Origin of the sequence: Dolichospermum sp. UHCC 0260, from assembly GCF_009711985.1 — a bacterium.
Lineage (GTDB): Bacteria > Cyanobacteriota > Cyanobacteriia > Cyanobacteriales > Nostocaceae > Dolichospermum > Dolichospermum lemmermannii.
In genome coordinates this window covers 1-19911 of record NZ_VIKZ01000108.1, presented here as the reverse complement: position 1 = coordinate 19911, position 19911 = coordinate 1, and the positions used below count along the sequence as shown (strand labels likewise).

The following is a 19911-nucleotide window of genomic DNA, read 5'->3' as shown; positions in this document are numbered from 1 at the left end:
AAATCTAATTCTTCACTTTTAGTCACCCCCGCCACAATCTCTGCTATTAATTCTGCATAGGATGTATCATCAATCATAGACTGATCGGACTGCGGAAGATTATCTACTGGTAATTCTGGTATTTTTGCTGGTAAAGTTACTACAGTCGGTAGCTGTGGGGATTTCTGCAAAGTTGCTAATTTTTCAACATTTAACTGATCATTGGCTGTTTTCCCTGGAACAGGCTTAACTTTTAATCGTTTCAAGTAGGGAAAAATAGTATTAACTGGTTTAATTACCAACTTTTTCAAATCAATTGGGTGAATAGCCAGGGTTTTTGTGAGGGAATCTGTTTCCGAATCAGTATTAATCTCACTTCTGGGATTGTGAGGTAAATTTGGCAACTGTGGTGAAAGAACTTGCCAGGATATCAGGGGTTTAATTTGGGGTGGTAAAGGTTGGTTTGGGGAGGGCTTTAAAATGTGAAACTGTGCTAACTTGGGACTTTTAGCCACATTGAAAAGTTCTAACCGAATCTTGACAGAGGGCTTGGGCTTAACTGGTGGGTTAGTTTCTGGTAAAGAGTAGTCACGGTAATCCGACCGAGAAGTTTGTAGTGCTAGTAAATCAGTGACATCGGCTGTAATTGTGAAAGTATGGTTAGCTAAAAGTATGACTTCACCAACATCAGCTAATGCACCATATAAATTAATATCTGCTAAAAGCAACTTAGATTCACAATCAAGGGGAATATCAATCAGGGTACTAAAGCTAAAAGGTAAGACTTGATCTGTTAATGGCTGATCTATGTGGTTAAGGATTCTTGATTCTGAAGGCGATCGCAGGGCAATTTCTAGCCGTAGCTGACTCACACCATTCATGGCAAATCTCTCATCTTCCAGATTCTCCATTTCATTGACTTCCACATCGCCATGAATGATAAAATTGTCTCCCCAACGAGCAACATAAGTATCTTGATCTAAAGTCAAATTTAGTGCTAAAGGTGGCGGTAAAGTAGGAGCATTTTCAATAGTCTCCTCATCCAGCAAAGGTTCATCTTGAGGTAAGGCTAAATCTAATAAGTTTTGTAAAATCTGCTCAGTTGTTTCCCCCTTAAACCAGACTGGAGTTCCATGATTCATAACTATACTAACTTGAGTATCAGCATTTGAAGCCAGATCAGATTCCTCAGCCAGTTGAGTTAGAGACTGGGGACTAGGTTCTGGGGGTGATACTTGGATAAAGAGAGTATGTTGCCAGGATTTACCGAGCATCTCTGACATAATATCTCCAGAGCATCGTAACTCCCAAATCCCTGGTTTAAAGTGGGTAAAAGGAATTACCGCCATCAATCCTTCACTATTAGTCCGACGCGATCGCTTGAGAATTCGCCGTTTCGGTGGAACATCCTGGGTTGATATGTAAGTCACTCGCACATCAACATCCATATTATTCAGATAAGAACGAGCCAAAACTCGGTAATTATCCGCTAAAATCTTTAAATTTGGCGACTCCAAAGTCCGCCAATTGTGGTCTCCCTGTTTCTGTATCAGAAATTGCCAGTTTTCCATTATAAATAACGCCCAAACCTAAGAGCAGCCAATTAATATTTTGCATTAACTTGCTTGTCAGTTTAACCCAGCCATCTGCTATTAACCTAAGTTTAGTCGTCAGTTGTTAGTAGGGGCGAAGCATTTGGAAGATAAATTATCGGTCATTGCCAAAAATAGTTCTCCAAATGCTTCGCCCGTACAGTGGTTTTAGAACCTTATTGAATTTTATCCACATTCATAGCGGTTTTGATAATAAGCCACTATCTGCTTGCACCTTGACCGACTTTCCTCATCAGCGGCTGCTGTCCATGAAATCCATAACCCAGAAATTTGACTTTGGTTGTAATCAAACTCTGAGGATGTTTGCGGTATTAATCCCACTTCTACCCCCACCACCTGCCGGAGATGCGCTGCTATTTCCCGATATACAGCCAAGGGTAAACCAGCAAACTCTATTTTCTCTTGTGTCACCATATCTATTCTTTGCTCCCACAAGATTTTCAAACTTGCTTAATCACAGAAATACCATTACCCACAGAAGCTGTAGTTGCTGGTTTAGATGTTTTAGAAGGTTTTTCCCCTACTTGTTTAGCAACTTCAATACCGTACTGTTCCAAAATCACGGTAGGATTAGCACCTTGGCTCATTTCAATCCGTTTTACTAACACCCCATTCACCAGCCTTTGACCTGGTTTTACATATCTACTAGTTGGCTCATTCGGTACTTTCACAATTGCTTGAGGTACTTTACCAATTAAGATTACACCACTCACAATCACTGCTCTAGCGGTTTCCGGCTGTCGTGCTACTGGTAACACAGTTTTGAGTTTAGGAGAGGGGAGAGATCCCGCTAAAACAGTGGGTAAAACTGGTTTTATAGCTATCTGTGGGGATTTTTTGGGTAATGAAATTGCCAGTTTAGTTGCTATTGTCTTGATTGATTTCGGTGGAATTAATTTAGGCTGAGTTACTGTAGGTAAAGGGGGTAATTTAGGAACTGCAATTTTTTCACCTGGTAGCTTAGTAGTTCTAGAACCTATCTTCTCCACAATTTGCCCAAAGGGGTCTGTTCGTCCTTTCTGTACCACACCCAACCGCTCTGTGGCATTTGTCGGTTGAATCAAACTACCAACTGACCCAGGACTCACTGGTGGTTTGGTAGATATCAGAGGATTATTAAAAGGTTGAGCCAAAGATGGTGGCTGTGTCGTTTGCGGCGCAGTTGCTTGAAGACTAGGAGTTGGTGCAGGACTGGCAGTATTAGTAGCTGTTGGCGGTTCACCCACCGTACAGCCAGTCAGTGCCAAGGTTGCTAAAATAGTTGCGGCTGTAGCTGTAATATGCGAATTTTTACCCATTAGCTGCTCTCAAAAACTATAGAAAAGACTGCGACTTAAGTCGCACGAGTTGCTTATATCTCAGCCTAAAGGGACTGAGTTTTACGCTTACCGGGTTATTCTATAACTAATCTTCCGTCACCCCCATAATCTTTTTCAACATATCTAAGCCTTTTTTAACTTGGCGAGAAACTGTGACAACACTAATGCCTAAATGTGCTGCTACTTGTTTTTGGGTTAAATCATAGAAAAATACAAACTCAACAACGTCACGAGTCCGCTGTTCTAACTGAGTCAGGGCTTGTTGTAACCTAATTTTGTCTTCTTGGGCTAATTGAAAACTGCGATAGTTCCTATCTGGAACTAACTCACCCAAACAAGTAGAGCCTTCTTCTCCATCTTGGATAGGTACATCCAAACTCAACGGAGCGCGGTTAATCCATGCTAATTTAATTTCCTGCCATTCACTCAGAGAAATTGCCAATGCAGCCGCTAATTCGCTATCAGTCGGTGGGCGATTATATTGCTCGGACAGAGAACGGGAAAGCCCAACAGCTTGTTGTTGGAGTGCTAACCACCGTCTGGGTATTCTCACAGTTACGCCTTTATCTCGCAAATAATGTTGAATTTCACCACGAATATAGGGCATCGCATAGGAACTAAAAGCATTTCCCTTAGAAAGTTCAAATTTCTCAATTGCTCTAATTAAGCCCATACAGGCTACCTGGAGAAGATCCTCATAGCTCTCATTACACTGATTAATCCAATAATGGGCTTCCTTTCTGGCTAGTCCAAAATTGAGTTTTACCAGTTGATTGCGAACTCTTTCCGAACGGGATTGCTGATACTCTCGCAACAACTGTGAATTTTCATGTTTCAGTTTGTTAGTAGATGTTTCGTCAGTGGTTTTATTAGGCATAACACTTTGGTTCTTGAACAAGTATATTTGGTATATAATCGCTTTTAAAACTAGTCACTATTTCTGCTCTTGGCTGAATGGTTGCAAATCCTACATCACAGAAAAATCTTGTCCAGACAAAATCGCCGTAAATGCTCTGCACAATACAATTAGCAATGGCAAGATTGTCCTGATATTTTTTTTACTCAAATTAGTTGAGTATACTTCCTAATTTATTAAACAACTGTCATAAACTTAAAATATACAATTAGCAATCTAATAATAAACCGGGATTGCGCCTAATTTAACTAATTAACTATGAGATTTGCTTATAGGTCTTGAGAATTGGCAATAGTTGATGAGGATCAAGCTTTGGGCTGCGATTATTTTTGTTTATCTGCTGTCTTCTCTTGATTGAATGAGTAATATTACGTAATTAAATAATTAAATTCATCTCCAACTTTTCAGCAAAAAAAAAATAAAATTTTAAATCAGTAAATTTACGTGGAAATTAAACAACCCTAGTTTTCCAAAAAAAAACCAAGATGCAGAGTGCATCTTGGTTAAGGTATTGCCACAAATAAATTTTCGTGACTGCTGAATTGTTGTTCATTTCCAAACTCATGGAGGTATATTAGATTACTAAATTACCAAAATACTTATGGATTTTAAACTCCCATGAGGTTGTATCAATATTTAGGCGCGAGGCTCAATTCGACCGTAGAATAAACCACGAATCTTCACTTCTTTAGGTTCACCTGCACCTAAATCGGTATCAGAAGGTTGTTCACTTTCAAAAGTCCCAGCTATTTCACCAGAAGTGCTATCTACTTTGGCTACTTGCAAGGAAATTTTACCTTTGAGGATTTCTGCCCGCTTGACATTAGTACGAGTTAGATCTTCATTATCAGATCCGGCTGGTAAAGCTACAGCATTGTCATAGCCACTAACAACACCACGACCTTTAGGATCTAAGAAAGCTGCACCACGATAGGAAGGGACTTTAAAAGTTCCTTCAAAGTCAGTGGATGTGTTAATGCTAGTTAAATTAGGTTGTGTTTGTGCAACCAAGCTTTTGATGGTAAACAAGAAAGGTACTAATTCACCACCAGGAAGTTTAACGGTGATAGCTTGAAAATCAAGACCATCTTCTTCCGTAAAAGTCAAGCTATGATCTGGATTGCTAGTTAGCTGACCTTGTACTTGGTCAATGGTAGAAGTATATCTGGTCATAACTTTACCAGATACAAATTCTGCTTTTTGACGTTTGTTAGCAGGTTCTTCTTTGACAAAGAAACTGGTTGGTTCTAAACAAAGTTCTTTGATGCTGTATGTCACATTAGGATCAACAGTAATTGAACCACGACTGGTTTCTGTCAGTTGGGGGCATTTGTTAGCCAACCCTGTGCCGCGAATTTGTTCGTAGGTGAGGACATCACTGACGCTTGCAGAAGGTGCATCACTACAAGCTGTGATTAGCCCTAAGCATAGAGCAAAGAAAGCAACAATTAAAGCGCGATACCTCATGGTTAACCTCAATCTCAAAAATTAATATCTAAGTTGTCAAACTGCTTTACTGAACGCACTTAAACGCATTGCGTTTCTGAGCCTGGAATTCAAACCATAGACTAAGCAGCGAACCGCATCCATTCTGGATGATGTATGTGTTGTCAGTACATACATCAAAAGTGTTTGGATAGGGAAATTAGCCAGATCATACGATTTTTTTTAACTCAAAATCAAAGCACTCTAGTGCTTAAATTCGGCTGTCATCCAGCACAAATAATGGAAAAGCCTTCTCTACCTTACCATCAAGGATTCTTGTTACTTGAGAATAGTTAGAAAGATATATATTCAGAAGTCAGAATTTAGGCTTCGCGTCGTATTTCTTGAAAGTTGGGAGTGAAAGTAAGAGTGCTGGTTGGCTATCGGCCTAATTTTTATCCTTCATACAAGTGTATACGGTAACATTTTAGTGTGGAACTAAGGAATGTGAATTAAGAGATTGTTTGTCGAGTATAAATTTATATGTGAATAACATAGGACTAATAATCAATTCTGTACCCAAGGGAGATAGGTGGTTACAGCATCTTAATGATGATCTTTTACCTTTCTGGACACAAAATACAGCCCTTGGGGAAAATGGCAACTTTCCCACCTATAGATGCAATGATGGCTCTTTATATGACAAAGCTAAACCTTGCATAGAATTAGCATAACCAATTCCAGGCATCGTTAAACTTGACAGAGAGTATGTTAGAGCCAAGTCAAGACAAGTATTTGCCTACGGTGTGGCCTATAACCTGACTGGAAATAAAAAATATCTCAGCTATGCTAAAGCAGGTGTAGATTACTTGCGAGCTAATGCATTAGTCTACTATGGAAAAGGTGGAGCTTATACCTACTTTGATAGAACAGGAAATGGGCAACCTGAACAAACGAAGCGCATCAGTCAAGATATGACATATGCTATTTCTGGATTAGCATTTTACTACTATCTGACCAGAGATACTCAAGTTTTACAGGAAATAGTGAATCTCAAAAACTACATTTTCGACTATTACTACGATCAAGAATGGGATTTAATTTCCTGGGTAAAAGCTGATTATACGGATTACAAAAATCCCGATGGTACTGTAGAGACAGTTAGCACTCAACAAAGAGAATTAGTAGCGCAACTGGATCAAGTTTACGCCTATATGATGTTGCTCACACCAATTTTACCCGCTGAATTTAATGGTGTCAAACTTCAGCAAAATTGGAAAGATGATTTAGTGCATCTTGCCACCATCATGAGTGAACAATTCTACACTCCTGATAAGAATATCTTCTGGAGAGCAATTACCGATTCTAAGAACAAGAAATTAGGCACAGATCATACAGATTTCGGTCACTCCATTAAAACCTTGTGGTTAATTTATGAAGTTGGCAAATTAACCGGACACTACGATTTAGTGTTGTTTGCTCAAGAAGCAGCCCCAAAAATCCTAGAAGCAGCTTATCTGGAAGATGGTACTTGGGGACGTAGAATCAATGAATATGGACAAGTAGAAAGAGACAAAGAGTGGTGGATTTTAGCCGAATTAGATCAGGTTGCTGCTACTTTGAGCCTCAGAGATCCATCTTACGCCAAATATCTACCAACAACTTATAGTTACTGGTTTGAACACATGGTAGATCATAAAAACAAAGGAGTTTGGCATTGGGTAAATGCTGCTGACAACAAACCTGATATTCACTTTCCCAAACAACACTCCTGGAAAAATGCTTTCCATACCTTTGAACACGCAATTGTTGGCTATTTAACTGGACAAGAAATTCACGATTTGCCCAGCACTTTATATTTTGCCTTCCAAAATGGCACTCCTGATTACACCCAAATCCGTCCCTACACCTATGCGGCAAAAGTGAAATCGGTAGAAGAAATAATCGATTCTGAAAACTATCAAGAATTCAAAAAGCAAAAAGTGACATTTACCTACATCCGCTAATAAATCAGTCATCCAAGACATATTTATAAATCAAGTAACTATGTCTTGATCAAATTATCACCATTAACTCTGTAATGAGGAAGATAAATAGACCTCTTGCAGAATTGATTTTGTGTTATGATAGTTGATTTTTTTAATCTTAATGGGGTGAGATAACTAAAAAGATTGATACCTGGGGTATTTGTAGCGATAGTTGTAATCGCGGAACGTCTGACAGAAAAAACATCACCAAAAAAAGATAAAATCAAATTCTGTCATTATCAGAATCTGAGGTGATGAAAAAATGAACTATAAATCCATCCAACAACTAAAACCAAGAGCATTTAAGCGTCGCTTTGGAGTGAGAAGAAAGACTTTTAAGAAAATGGTTAAAACTCTCAAAGAATTTCAAACTATTAACAGTTTACGTTTTGATGCTGCCAAGCACATTTCTCGGCAGGATATGCAGAAGATCCTTGCAGTTATCCCTAATGACAAGCTTTACTATGGTGAGGTCATCGGTAACAATTATGGCGAGAGCATGAGTTATATCCCTGTTTTCCCCAAAGTCACAGATTTTCAACTGGTCAATACCTTAAAAGATGCTTTCAATGTTGGTGGAGATTTGCGCTCTTTAGTCAATCCATCAGATACCCAACGTGCTTTGCCTGGTAAGGATGCTGTTACCTTTGCTCGCAATCATGATACTTGGGCTCCTGGACAGTTTGATAATTGGAAATTTGATCGTGGGGATTTACCCTTAGCAACAGCTTATGTATTGGCGATTAACGAAGGAACACCCCTGATTTTGAATTTTGATGCCTTCAACCCTACAGTTGTTGCTGCTACTCAATTTCATAAGAAAATGGACGCACAACCTCAATACTATCGCAATGGTAATGACATTGCTGCTAGTGCGGACAATCCCAATTTGCTCTTTATCGAGCGCGGAGATCAAGGTTTAGCCATTATCAATAAGGCTGGTACAAAATTTGATGTGGAAGCTGCAAAAATGCCCGGTTTAGAAGTTGGCTGCTATGACGAATTACAGTATAACTTCAAAATGTGTGTGGCTAAGGGTGATGATGGCCAAAAATACATTACTGAGTGGGGTTCAAAGAATCGTGGAGGCATAGAGATGGGACCACGCACGGCTCTTTTCTTTGTCAGGGCTGAGGCATAATTTGAGACGATAATTATTATTTTTGTCTCAGTAATAATTTTTAACCTTTGTGGAAAGTTGCGATCGCTTTGATTTTGGGCGATCGTATTTTTTATTTGGGAATAGTTGTTGCAACACACATTCCACACTCTAGAGTATTTCTGCTTAGTTCTAAACTGGAATGCTCCCGTGCATACTGCAATATTTGACTTTTTTGTTGATCAATTTAGGGACTTTTCCAGTATCGTATTAGTTTTATGGAGTAAAACGTTCCATGAACCATGATCAAAATTTGACATCTGGGGACTTGTCCTGCCAGCTACAAGCGATTTCTGGTGCGGTTAAAGATGTAGCTCAAACTTGCGGTGGAGATATAATTTCTCTACTGGCTTTGTTACGTCATTTAGAAAAGTTGCACAAAGAAATTCGAGATGGAGTGTTTCAAGAAAATTTGCCTGATAATCGCCAAAGATTATACTCGCTGCTCAGAGATATTGAATCTGAGGGGGGTTGGCCTTATATTTCCCGAATGCGAGTACAGGCGTTATTGGTAAATTTGTCTGAGGAAGTTACTGATGAGGATGCTCTTACCAGCTATACTCATGATGTTTTCAAAATTGATAACTCGTCAGAATAGTTCAATATTTAAAATTAACAAATTAAATATTTTTGGATTTGATGGTGAAAGCATCACCATCAAGATTGACACTCTCAGGTCTAAAGACACTGAGATTCTTTAATCAACGAGCCAACTTACAATTACTGGATTACTCCAACAAAAACAGAGGTTGATTCTCCTAAAGCTTTAATGACCGTATCCCTACCGTACTCGATTTTTGCATTTCATTTTTCACCAAATTTAGCTTTCCTAAACTGCAATACCGTTAGGTATGACTACGCACTCAACCACATAAGTTAGGTTTTTACGTCGTTTAGTTATACTTAAATTCTGGAATTCATGAAATATTATCACATCCATTGTTACCAGTCAATGAATTAAGCGAATAAATTCGTGGTCAGTGAGCGAAGTCGAACTGCTCGTGTCGCTTGTATCTCAGCACTAAAGTGACTGAGCTTTACTCTTACCGGATATTTCTGTAAATTTATGAGGTGGGAAAGTTTTACCGAATTTACAATGCGTTGGGTACTATTGTTAAAAGCTAATTTTCTCCATAATACCCATGATGTTAGCTAAATTTAATTGCTAGATAAGCGAATTTAATATCCAGAATAAATTGGACTGATATTTACAAGAGGAAAACAATGGCTGGGATATTATCAGTTTCTCGGACAAATTTAGCTCAACGCCGCCAAAAATTGCGTCGGCAGCGACAACTCAAAATTCTTCAGGCTATTTGGCGGACGCTGGCTGTCACTGGATTGGCCTCGGTTTTGTTCTGGGTAGCAATTCAACCAATGTGGGTGTTAAAGGATTCGGGGCAAATAGTGATCAAATCTGGTGGTCAAGTTTTGACCCAAAAGGATATTTATTCATTGTTGGGGTTGTCATCTCCCCAGTCTTTATGGCGGATTGAACCTTCCCTAATTGCTGATTCTTTAAGAAAACAACCGAACATTGCCCAAGCTACGGTTAGACGGCGGTTATTACCTCCTGGTTTAATTATTGAAATCCAGGAACGAGTACCAGTAGCGATCGCCCAAATAACCAAAAATCAAAGGATAACCAGTTGTGTTCTGACTCCTTCATTCACGGGTAAGCCTTCTGAGGTTAAGTCTTGTTTGCAAAATAGCGGTATGGCTAATCAACAAAATGAACTAGGTTTACTGGATGCTAGTGGCGTGTGGATGCCTTTATCAAGGTATATCTCCATTAACCCCAAAGCAAAATTACCTCGACTCATAGTAATTGGTGCGATCGCACAATACAAGCCATTCTGGACTCAACTTTATGAAGCTATCAGTCACAGTTCTCTAAAAGTGACAGAAATTAATTTTCAAGATCCTACAAATTTAATTTTGAAAACTGAATTAGGAATTGTGCATTTAGGCAGCCCTAGCAATAGATTACCTGAGCAAATTCAAGCACTTGTACAAATGCGCCGTTTACCGAATGAAGTTAATCCTAGTCATATAGATTACATTGATATCAAAAATCCCGCTGTTCCCTTAGTACAGATGAATCAAAAAAATCCAGGCTTAGTTATTAAGAAATCAGAGCCACTGTACAAAACACCAATCCGTTGAAGTTCAACATTTTTTCTTTCTACTCCCTTCGGCCTTTGTCTAGCTGAATAGGCAAATCTTTTAAATTAGTAACTTGAGTTGCTAATTTTATATTTTTGTAAATTAGGTATATATTATACATATAGATATAGAATTTTTTAACCGTTAGTTAAAAAATCATGCTAAGGGTTGTAAAATTAATAACTAAAAAATATTCTAAAAAAATTCAGGAGGTTATTAAAACTTATTACTAGGACTAAGCTTAAGCTCTATCAAACAGTTAATAACCAGTTGAATATCTTATATCAACCAGTCATCACAGCTTTTTGCCCAAAGATAGGGTTGTTATACTGGGATCTGCCCAGGAGTTTAGCAATACCTTAGCCAAATTGAAAAAAGCCTTGATTCGTAGGTTGGGTTGAAGGATGAAACCCAACATGAGCGTTGGGTTGCGCTGTCGCTTAACCCAACAAAGCAAAAAATGGCGAAGGTATTGAGTTTAGTTAACGCTATTGTTGAAGTGATCTGCTGCTGACAAAGAAGATGAGATAAATAAATGTCTATACTTTTTAGAACTATTCTTAAAAGGAATAGGGGGGGAGTCAGCAACATGAGCAGCTAGTATCATAAACTGTACAGCTAATCAACAATCCCAAAGGAGAAAGAGTTAGAAGGCACCAGGCTGGACATCTGACTCTGCAACTGAGGTTTTATACCTCTCTCATGGACAAATTGCCACATCTCACCTGCCATCATGTAGGCTAGGGAATAGTAAAAAAAATAAAATAGCGTGCCAAAATTTATTTTGGCAATTATTTGACTCTTAGGTGAATCACACCGCAAAAAGTCGTTTATCTACCTTTCACAAATCCAATGACACTTGATAATAACCAAGGGCTGATCTATAACTCTCAAAATCCCGGACAACCAGGGTTTTCTCTGGCAGTTAACTCAAGCAATCCCTTTAATAATTCTGGAATTAACTTTGCTCAAGGTAAAGATGGCAAGAGAATTTCTCTCGAAAATAGCGGTATTGGTGAAATTGTGCCAGGCCGTGTTGCCAACATCAAAGTAATTGGTGTGGGTGGTGGTGGTGGTAATGCTGTCAACCGCATGATTGAGTCTGATGTATCCGGTGTTGAGTTTTGGTCAATTAATACTGATGCTCAAGCTCTGACTTTAGCGGGCGCTCCTAGTCGCTTGCAAATTGGGCAGAAACTAACTAGAGGCTTGGGTGCAGGGGGAAATCCGGCTATTGGTCAAAAAGCGGCGGAAGAATCTCGTGATGAAATTGCCACAGCTTTAGAAGGTGCGGATCTAGTATTTATTACCGCTGGTATGGGTGGTGGTACAGGTACAGGTGCAGCCCCAATTGTGGCAGAAATAGCCAAGGAAATGGGCGCTCTCACCGTTGGTGTAGTGACTCGACCATTTATTTTTGAGGGACGCAGACGCACTAGCCAAGCGGAACAAGGAATTGAAGGCTTGAAAAGTCGGGTGGATACCTTAATTATTATTCCCAATAATAAGCTGTTGGAAGTCATTCCTGAGCAAACTCCTGTGCAAGAAGCTTTTCGCTATGCTGATGATGTGTTGCGTCAAGGTGTACAAGGAATTTCTGATATTATTACTATTCCTGGATTGGTCAACGTTGACTTTGCTGATGTGCGGGCTGTGATGGCAGATGCAGGATCAGCTTTGATGGGAATTGGTGTGAGTTCGGGTAAATCTAGGGCCAGAGAAGCCGCAATTGCCGCCATTTCTTCACCTTTATTGGAATGTTCTATTGAAGGAGCTAGAGGAGTTGTATTTAATATTACTGGTGGTAGTGATCTGACCCTGCATGAAGTTAATGCTGCGGCGGAAACAATCTATGAAGTGGTTGATCCTAATGCCAATATTATTTTTGGAGCGGTAATTGATGACAGACTCCAAGGAGAAGTCAGAATTACTGTGATTGCGACTGGATTTACAGGTGATATCCAACCTCCATCTGCACAAACTACTGTTACTCCTAGAGTTGTCACTCCCATTCCCACTACTACTACCACTAGAAGACCTACACCACTACAACAACCTGTTAATAACCCCACTCCATCTGTAGAACCACCAAAAGAAAAACCCTCTTTGGATATTCCCGATTTTCTGCAAAGACGACGGACACCACCAAGAAATTAATTGATTGTGAATATGAGATTTTAGCTTAAATAGTAGAAGCCTCTCATCTAACCGATAGGGAAGTGATGAGATGAATAGGCGCGAGTGACTTTTTTGACTAACTAGCGAAATCAGCAATGTTAGTCGATGAGGAATGAACACTTTCTTGGTTTCTCTCCAAGTATCTGATATAATTCTAATCAATAGGTGTAACTCAATTAAATGCTGAAAAGCAGCCTATTAAAAAAGTTCAAAATTATAAGGAAGAACGCCGAAAACCCTTGAAAATGTGGCTTCCTGAGTCAGCCACATTTGGGCTTTAGACAAGGGATGAAGGCTAGAGGCTTTCCTTTATCCTGCATTGACGTTAATTTGAAAATTTGAAATAATTTCAAATTTTAACTTACCTTTGGGGGTTAAAGTCCCCTGCTTCTACAAGCAGCGGGTTTTGCGTCGGGGTAAAATCCCCGTTGCAAAACGTAATTCTAAATTCTAAATTCTAAATTCTGCATTCTTTTAATCCATATTCGTGAGACAATTAAATTGTCACTAAAGACATAAAAAGCTACCGAGGGACTCTCGGAAAGTTACGCTTGTCAGATATGATTTCGCCCGCCAGGGCAAACGAAATCAGGGCAAGAACCCAAATATTTAAGGAACCCTGCCTGAAACTGGGATAACTGAGGGATATAGACTGAAACTCTCTATAGAATCTCCGCGTCTAAAGACGCGGAGAGTGTCAACTATCTCCAAAAGACCCTAGGGCATAGGGCTTCAAAGCTCAGTCAACGTCTTCAAAGAAGAGTCGCTGAGAAACCCATACTCCCTTTCAGGTGAGTGTGTAGAGTATGTCACATTAAATTCACAGTCTCAGTTGAGGCTAAGTGCTGTATACAAATTATCAGTTATCAGGAGGAGGAAGTAAATAAATTTCTCCCCTGCTCCCTGCCTATTTACTCGCTTCTACCCATTGAATAACCTGATGAGCTATGTGAGTCCCGTCGAGACGGTCAATTTCCCGGATACCTGTGGGACTTGTGACATTAACTTCTGTTAGGTAGCCACCAATTACGTCAATACCAACAAAAATTAAGCCATCTTGCCGGAGTTTTGCGGCTAAATGGCTACAAATTTCCTGTTCTCTTGGGGTAATGGTGGTTTGAGCCACTGTTCCACCAGTGGCCATATTATTACGAAAATCACTACTACTAGAAAGACGATTTAGCGCACCTATGGGTTCACCATTGAGTAAGATAATCCGTTTATCTCCCTCCTTGGCTTGGGGTAAATAATTTTGTACCATAACTGGAACTTGACCTTGGAGCGTGCTAAGTTCGACAATGGAGTTAAAATTGCGATCGCCTGATTGTAAGAATAAAATGCCTTCCCCAGCTTTATTCCCCAAGGGTTTGAGAATTGTTGCTTCTTTAGCTGCGACAAATTGGCGAATAACTTGCTTGTCAGCGCTGACAATTGTTTCGGGAATACATTCGCTAAACTGAAGAGCATACATTTTCTCATTAGCGCTACGAATCCCAGCCGGATCATTTATTACCAAAGTTTTATTTTGGTCAACATAATCGAGAATATAGGTAGCATAAAGATAAGCATCATTAACAGGTGGATCTGTCCGCATAAATACGGCATCCATTGTTTCTAAAGCAGTAAAGGCGCTAGGACTTAATTTAAACCAAGAATTAACTGCCAACCAACGTCCCTCTAGTAACTCCACAGGAACGAGTTCTACCTGCTGCAAGGAAGCCCAGGCTTTGCCATCAATAACACTCAGCAAATTTGCCTGAGTTATCCAAATTTCATGTCCCAGAATTTGCGCTGCTTCCATCAAAGCAACACTGGTATCATGACATGGATCAAGCCGATGGATAGGATCAATAATAAAAGCTAGTTTCATCCTTTATACCTCTTTTATCTACAAGTTTTAATATTAAATATCCCCGACTTCTCCAATTAATTTATTCATCTCAAGGAAAAATGAGAGAAGGAAGTCGGGGATCTGATCCACAATATTTTAAGAAACTAGCATCTGATCTAATTTACCTTGACGGTCTAAAGTATGGATATCGTCACAACCACCAATGTGAATATCATTAATAAAAATTTGTGGTAAGGAGCGTTTTCCATTAGCTCTTTGGGACATTTTATCTCTGGCTATTTCGTCTCCATCAAGATTATATTCGATAAAATCAATACTTTTACTTTTCAGTAGACTTTTAGCACGAACACAAAACGGACAAGTAGTCCAAATGTAAATTTCTACTTTTGCAGCCATAATATTTTCAAAGAAATGCAATACTTCTTAATTTTAAACTCAAGTTTAGTAGTAATGGGTAATAGTTTTTTAAATTACCAATTACCAATTACCAATTACCAATTACCAATTACCTATTCCCACTCAATAGTTCCAGGTGGCTTAGAGGTAATATCATAAACCACACGGTTTACACCTTTTACTTCATTGACAATGCGGGTAGAAATTGCTTCTAATATATCGTAAGGAATTCGCGCCCAGTCTGCGGTCATGCCATCTTCGCTAGTGACAATTCTTAAAACAATAGGATAGGCATAGGTGCGTTTATCACCCATCACCCCAACGCTGCGAACTGGTAACAGAACCGCAAAAGCTTGCCAAACCTCATTATATAAACCACGTTGGTTAATTTCTTGACGAACAATTAAATCAGCGTCTCGCAAAATATTCAAGCGTTCGGAGGTGACTTCACCTAAAATACGAATTGCTAAACCAGGGCCGGGAAAAGGTTGACGTTGGACAATTTCTTCTGGTAAACCAATGGAACGCCCAACTTTGCGAACTTCATCTTTAAATAGTTTTCGCAGTGGTTCTACCAGTTTAAATCTCAAGTCTTTTGGTAAACCACCCACATTGTGATGACTTTTAATTTTCACTGCTACCCGTTCACCACTTTTTGGATCAACGTTGGTATCAGCAGATTCAATCACGTCTGGATAAAGTGTCCCTTGAGCTAAGTAGTCAAAATGCCCAAGATCCCTTGATGTCTCCTCAAAAACACTGATAAATTCATGTCCAATGCGGCGACGCTTTTCTTCGGGATCAGTTACTCCAGCAATAGCTGAGATAAATCGTTCCCGGGCATTAACATATTCTACAGGAATATGAAATTGTTCTTTAAATAACTTTACTAATCTTTCGGGTTCTAGTTTTCGCATGAAACCCTGATCAATAAATACACAGGTTAGCTGCTCACCAATGGCTTTATACAGAAGAAAAGCTAGAGTTGAAGAGTCTACACCGCCAGACAATGCTAATAATACCCGTTTGTCTCCTACCTTGGCGCGAATTTCCTGAATTGATTCTTCGACAAAAGCGGCTGTTGTCCAAGTTGGTTCACAGTCACAGATATGGTAAACAAAGTTGCGAATTAAGGCTATACCACCCTGAGAATGGACGACTTCGGGGTGAAATTGCACACCATAGAGTTTTTTGTCATGGTGAGCGATCGCTGCACAAGGAGTATTATCAGTATGTGCCAGTAACTCAAAGCCAGGAGGCATATTTGTGACTGAATCTCCATGACTCATCCACATGGTTGCACCCTCTTCGACATTAGTTAATAAGTCTGTGGGGTCATCTATGTATAGAGATGCTTTACCATATTCACCCCGTTCGGCTTGGATAACTTCCCCACCCAGTTGATTAACCATGAGTTGCATACCATAGCAAACACCGAGAACGGGTATTCCCAATTTCCAAATTTCTGGGTCACAATGGGGAGCGTAGTCGCTATATACGGAATTTGGTCCACCGGAAAGGATGATACCTTTGGGGTTGATTTCGCGTAACTGTTCGGCTGTGGTGCGATAGGAAATAACTTCTGAATATACTTGAGTTTCGCGGATACGACGCGCAATTAATTCAGAATATTGAGAGCCAAAGTCTAAAATTACAATTATTTGACCTTTAAGTTTCCCCAAATTTTCTGGTGTTTGAGGTATTTTTTCGGTTGGTAGAGTCACCGCTGTATTCATGCTATGGAGGGTGTGTTGTTAAGGATAAGAAGTCTGGACTGTGATGTTTATGATTTTTGTGATTAATGGTGATAACAGATTAATTAATCATCTAAACAAATTAATTATACAAATCATAGTTAAAAATATTTATTTGTGGTACTTACGATAATTCCTATTAATTTAGCACAATTTTTCCAGTAATATCCAACCAGTTTTACTTTTTACGAGAATTTGGCGATCGCGGTCAAAAAGTACAGAACCACAAGCTATCATGGTTTTACCTTGTTCATTATGGCTATTCATATATTCTTGAGTACGGGTATCAATGCTTTCTGCAATGGAGCTATAAACCTGATTTACCCAATTACTACCACTATTACTATCGAGAATTCTCAGATGTTTTAATGCTGCTTCTGCTGTAGGACTCTGAAAAATGGTTTGAATATCGGAAGACCCTAATCCTAGCATAGCAGAATGGGCAGTTAAAATTTCCCGGCGACCATCAGCTAAATGATGATGAGTGTGAAAGATTCCCCCCGCTAGTTTCATCAATTTACCGTGATAACCAAATAATAAAATTTCTTTGACACCTAAAACATCAGCAGCGACTAACATTGGACCTAACCAATTCGCAGTTTTTACCATTTGTGCGGGGTTGATACCGAGTTTTTGAGCTAAATCTAGGCCATTTTCCCCAATACAAAAGACCAAAGTGGGAAATTGACTGGCTTTTTCGGCTAAATCAGCACGAAAAGCTGTTAATTGATCTGGTGTACTTAAAGGTTGAGAAATCCCTGTTGTTCCTAATAAAGACAGTCCTTCCACTACTCCAAACGCGGAATTAGAAGTACGGACTGCAAGCGATCGCCCTTCTGGTAAAATAATTGTTACCTTGATTTTTTCCGTCGGTTTTAATAATCGCTGTAAATTTTCCTGGAATAACTTTTGGGCATAACCATAAATTGCGGCTTTCCCCTCACCATTGAGTTGCTTCCCAATCCCCTCTCCACCCTGAATAATTACCGCTTCTCCATCTCCCTCGTACCATGCCACCATCGCCCAAATCGGTGTATTCTTTGTTAAATCTAGGTTATCACCTGGATCACTGCGAGTCATAGCCAAAGCCTGATTTTCTGATATTCCTGCGACTTGTTCAATGGGTATTTCGGCAATTTCAGCAGGTGTAATCAAATCTACAGAAGTCACAGTCAGGGGTTGATGATAGCGTAACCAATGCAAAGCCGCAACAGCAGCAGCACAAGCAAAAACGGGCAAAGTGTATCCAGAACGCGACATATTAACAATTTAAAATTAACAATTCAAAATTCAAAAAATCTTACCCACTCTTCATCTAAATTCCCATTTTTGATAATAAAACCTGCATATCTTCCCAAGAAATATCTTGTTGAAGATAACGGGGTGAATCAGGATTATAGGGACTTGCTATTCTGTCAATTGCGATAATTGTAGCTTTATCTGGTAACACTGGGACATCTGGATCATAAGCTGTTGGGCGCATCAAAGAACTAGAAAAGCCTTTAAACACAGCAATTTGATCAGGTTCATCATCAATTTTGACAGTGACGATGAGAACTTCTTGGGATTTTTTGACTGTATATTGTTCCAGTCTTTTACCAACAGAGTTATTCATTAATTCAGCGGTCGGAACTACGATTTTTGTGATGAATTTGATTTGGATGATTTATTGATCAGGAAAACAAGTCGGAACTATGATTTGTGTGATGAATTTTATTTAGATAATTAATCCGAATAATCACAGTTCAGAATTTTTTCTAACTTTTCAATTGCTTAATGTGTAGCGGAACGTCCATGTTTACCGAGTTTAACCGCGACAAAATAACTTAAATAAATTACGTAAATTGCTAAAGTCACTATCCCCAAAAACCCTAGAAAAGCAGGTTTGCTATTGTGGTGAAAATAGTCTTTAAAGATTAATGGTGCTTCTAACCAGACACTACAGTAAGGAGTTTTAATCGCAGTTCCTGAAAAAGCACAACCTAGGAAGGGTAAAAGGGCTATTGCCCCTAAACTACAATAAACTGTTGTCGCCCAACGCCAAGAAGTAAAACTTAATTTTAATGGACTATGGGGATAATAGTCAATTTCATCATTGATATCTACCCAAAACCATAGCGCAATTGGGATCAGAATCCGCGCCATTAAAGCAGAGATGAAACTAACTCCAAAGCTACCAATCATTAAGTACATACTAACAATTAATAAACTAGCCACTCGCCAGTAAATCATTAATAAGCGTTGCATTCCTTCAGCTTTTTGCACAAATGCCCAAATTGAAAGAATTAAAGGAATAATCAGCGTAAATAATAACGCTAGTCTATAATCCATCCAAACATAAGGGCGAAACCATACTTGTGTCATAAAGTCAATAACAAAAATAGAAAATTTGTGAATAGATATTTGATAGCGTTAGCTATTCTAGAAAAATTCAGTTTGGGGACTTTTCTCAAAAGCGAAAAACGGGGAGTTTATTCCCCGTCTAGTTCAAATCCATTAATTAATGGAGGTTTAAACCATTGATATTCCAGTAAATTGTTACTTAATGAAAAAAGCACAACTGCTGATTCTAATCTTCGTACAGACGGCACTCATCTGCTTCTGGGTTAGCATCACAATATTGCTCTAAAGCGTTTTTAGGCTTGATTTGACGCTGGTGAGAAGCTTCCGCTTGCAATTCTTCTACAGCATCCCAAGCAGCAGCACATTCAGCGGAGTTGCTACCTGAGATATCACATACAGTGCGGGCTTGTTCAAGTTCTTCTTGGATTTTTTCTTGAATGTCGCCAGTAGCTTGTGTTTGGGTGTTAGTCATGATTATTTCTCCTTATGTTTTGTTTATACTAGTATAGAAAAAATTTGAAAATTGTAGTTTTCTGTTTCTGAGATCACTAGTTTTACACTTTTGGTGATAATTCCAGTGGCTAATATCTTGCAAATAGGCTTTTGGCTCATTCAGCGAAATATGTCCAGAGTATTATCCCATGAATATCATAAGCTGTTATACTTATAACTTACCAGATTTTCATTTTGAATACAGACTTTGAATATCGCTTATAAGCCTCTGATAGTTTAGCGTAAACTAATATATTCGCTTATAAGCTTAAAGTTTTATTGATATGAATTT

16 protein-coding genes and 2 pseudogenes are annotated in these 19911 nt (G+C 39.0%); 6 read left to right on the top strand and 12 right to left on the bottom strand.

The genetic code is table 11. From position 1 onward, the window contains the following. From FJR08_RS22615 to FJR08_RS22595, 5 genes and pseudogenes are all read right to left on the bottom strand, one after another. Positions 1-1550 (bottom strand): annotated as a pseudogene (locus FJR08_RS22615) (hypothetical protein); the annotation flags it as partial. Positions 1551-1757: 207 nt separating this feature from the next. Beyond that, complete coding sequence (locus tag FJR08_RS22610) at positions 1758-2006, bottom strand: hypothetical protein (protein ID WP_015081478.1); 249 nt, start codon at positions 2004-2006, stop codon at positions 1758-1760. Positions 2007-2032: 26 nt separating this feature from the next. Next, complete coding sequence (locus FJR08_RS22605; protein ID WP_168634655.1) at positions 2033-2890, bottom strand: hypothetical protein; 858 nt, start codon at positions 2888-2890, stop codon at positions 2033-2035. Between the two features lie 106 nt (positions 2891-2996). Further along, on the bottom strand, positions 2997-3788 hold the full coding sequence (locus FJR08_RS22600; RefSeq protein ID WP_041458140.1) for an RNA polymerase sigma factor SigF: 792 nt from the start codon (positions 3786-3788) through the stop codon (positions 2997-2999). 675 nt (positions 3789-4463) lie between these two features. Then, a complete protein-coding gene (locus FJR08_RS22595) occupies positions 4464-5294 on the bottom strand; it encodes a photosystem II manganese-stabilizing polypeptide (RefSeq protein WP_015081475.1) in 831 nt (276 codons plus the stop codon). Positions 5295-5797: 503 nt separating this feature from the next. Between FJR08_RS22595 and FJR08_RS22590 the strand changes: the two genes are divergently transcribed. From FJR08_RS22590 to ftsZ, 6 genes and pseudogenes are all read left to right on the top strand, one after another. Further along, entirely contained in the window at positions 5798-5986 is a 189-nt protein-coding gene (locus tag FJR08_RS22590; RefSeq protein ID WP_168634654.1) for a hypothetical protein, read from the top strand. A 72-nt stretch (positions 5987-6058) separates the two neighbouring features. Next, on the top strand, positions 6059-7258 hold the full coding sequence (locus FJR08_RS22585; RefSeq protein WP_168634653.1) for a hypothetical protein: 1200 nt from the start codon (positions 6059-6061) through the stop codon (positions 7256-7258). A gap of 283 nt (positions 7259-7541) precedes the next feature. Continuing rightward, a pseudogene (locus FJR08_RS22580) lies at positions 7542-7659 on the top strand (IS5/IS1182 family transposase); the annotation flags it as partial. 1014 nt (positions 7660-8673) lie between these two features. Beyond that, positions 8674-9036: a hypothetical protein gene (locus FJR08_RS22575; protein WP_168634652.1), complete on the top strand. Its 363-nt coding sequence runs from the start codon at positions 8674-8676 to the stop codon at positions 9034-9036. Positions 9037-9662: 626 nt separating this feature from the next. Continuing rightward, the gene (locus tag FJR08_RS22570; RefSeq protein WP_168634651.1) at positions 9663-10604 is read left to right on the top strand and encodes a cell division protein FtsQ/DivIB; all 942 of its coding nucleotides are present in this window, start codon (positions 9663-9665) and stop codon (positions 10602-10604) included. Between the two features lie 852 nt (positions 10605-11456). Beyond that, positions 11457-12761, top strand: a complete 1305-nt coding sequence (gene ftsZ / locus FJR08_RS22565) for a cell division protein FtsZ (protein WP_168634650.1) — start codon at positions 11457-11459, stop codon at positions 12759-12761. 928 nt (positions 12762-13689) lie between these two features. On the opposite strand, the gene gshB is transcribed toward ftsZ, so the two are convergent. The 7 genes from gshB to FJR08_RS22530 form a co-directional block, all read right to left on the bottom strand. Then, entirely contained in the window at positions 13690-14652 is a 963-nt protein-coding gene (gene gshB, locus FJR08_RS22560) for a glutathione synthase (protein ID WP_168634649.1), read from the bottom strand. A gap of 117 nt (positions 14653-14769) precedes the next feature. Continuing rightward, entirely contained in the window at positions 14770-15030 is a 261-nt protein-coding gene (gene grxC / locus FJR08_RS22555; protein WP_168634648.1) for a glutaredoxin 3, read from the bottom strand. Positions 15031-15143: 113 nt separating this feature from the next. Next, the gene (gene guaA / locus FJR08_RS22550) at positions 15144-16766 is read right to left on the bottom strand and encodes a glutamine-hydrolyzing GMP synthase (RefSeq protein ID WP_015081469.1); all 1623 of its coding nucleotides are present in this window, start codon (positions 16764-16766) and stop codon (positions 15144-15146) included. Between the two features lie 162 nt (positions 16767-16928). Next, a complete protein-coding gene (gene cbiD / locus FJR08_RS22545; protein ID WP_168634647.1) occupies positions 16929-18044 on the bottom strand; it encodes a cobalt-precorrin-5B (C(1))-methyltransferase CbiD in 1116 nt (371 codons plus the stop codon). 55 nt (positions 18045-18099) lie between these two features. Beyond that, the gene (locus tag FJR08_RS22540) at positions 18100-18399 is read right to left on the bottom strand and encodes a hypothetical protein (RefSeq protein ID WP_015081467.1); all 300 of its coding nucleotides are present in this window, start codon (positions 18397-18399) and stop codon (positions 18100-18102) included. 158 nt (positions 18400-18557) lie between these two features. Next, positions 18558-19148 carry a DUF3177 family protein gene (locus FJR08_RS22535; protein WP_015081466.1) on the bottom strand — a complete coding sequence of 197 codons (591 nt, stop codon included), beginning with the start codon at positions 19146-19148 and terminating at the stop codon, positions 18558-18560. A 205-nt stretch (positions 19149-19353) separates the two neighbouring features. After that, the gene (locus FJR08_RS22530) at positions 19354-19599 is read right to left on the bottom strand and encodes a Calvin cycle protein CP12 (protein ID WP_015081465.1); all 246 of its coding nucleotides are present in this window, start codon (positions 19597-19599) and stop codon (positions 19354-19356) included. Positions 19600-19911: the final 312 nt, after the last annotated feature.

What these genes read in the sequence shown, in the direction of transcription:
- FJR08_RS22540 (WP_015081467.1), bottom strand. Translation starts at nt 18,399, where the DNA reads ATGAATAACTCTGTTGGTAAAAGACTGGAACAATATACAGTCAAAAAA.
- FJR08_RS22575 (WP_168634652.1), top strand. Translation starts at nt 8,674, where the DNA reads ATGAACCATGATCAAAATTTGACATCTGGGGACTTGTCCTGCCAGCTA.
- FJR08_RS22570 (WP_168634651.1), top strand. Translation starts at nt 9,663, where the DNA reads ATGGCTGGGATATTATCAGTTTCTCGGACAAATTTAGCTCAACGCCGC.
- FJR08_RS22530 (WP_015081465.1), bottom strand. Translation starts at nt 19,599, where the DNA reads ATGACTAACACCCAAACACAAGCTACTGGCGACATTCAAGAAAAAATC.
- FJR08_RS22600 (WP_041458140.1), bottom strand. Translation starts at nt 3,788, where the DNA reads ATGCCTAATAAAACCACTGACGAAACATCTACTAACAAACTGAAACAT.
- FJR08_RS22535 (WP_015081466.1), bottom strand. Translation starts at nt 19,148, where the DNA reads ATGACACAAGTATGGTTTCGCCCTTATGTTTGGATGGATTATAGACTA.
- gshB (WP_168634649.1), bottom strand. Translation starts at nt 14,652, where the DNA reads ATGAAACTAGCTTTTATTATTGATCCTATCCATCGGCTTGATCCATGT.
- FJR08_RS22610 (WP_015081478.1), bottom strand. Translation starts at nt 2,006, where the DNA reads ATGGTGACACAAGAGAAAATAGAGTTTGCTGGTTTACCCTTGGCTGTA.
- FJR08_RS22605 (WP_168634655.1), bottom strand. Translation starts at nt 2,890, where the DNA reads ATGGGTAAAAATTCGCATATTACAGCTACAGCCGCAACTATTTTAGCA.
- ftsZ (WP_168634650.1), top strand. Translation starts at nt 11,457, where the DNA reads ATGACACTTGATAATAACCAAGGGCTGATCTATAACTCTCAAAATCCC.
- grxC (WP_168634648.1), bottom strand. Translation starts at nt 15,030, where the DNA reads ATGGCTGCAAAAGTAGAAATTTACATTTGGACTACTTGTCCGTTTTGT.
- cbiD (WP_168634647.1), bottom strand. Translation starts at nt 18,044, where the DNA reads ATGTCGCGTTCTGGATACACTTTGCCCGTTTTTGCTTGTGCTGCTGCT.
- guaA (WP_015081469.1), bottom strand. Translation starts at nt 16,766, where the DNA reads ATGAATACAGCGGTGACTCTACCAACCGAAAAAATACCTCAAACACCA.
- FJR08_RS22595 (WP_015081475.1), bottom strand. Translation starts at nt 5,294, where the DNA reads ATGAGGTATCGCGCTTTAATTGTTGCTTTCTTTGCTCTATGCTTAGGG.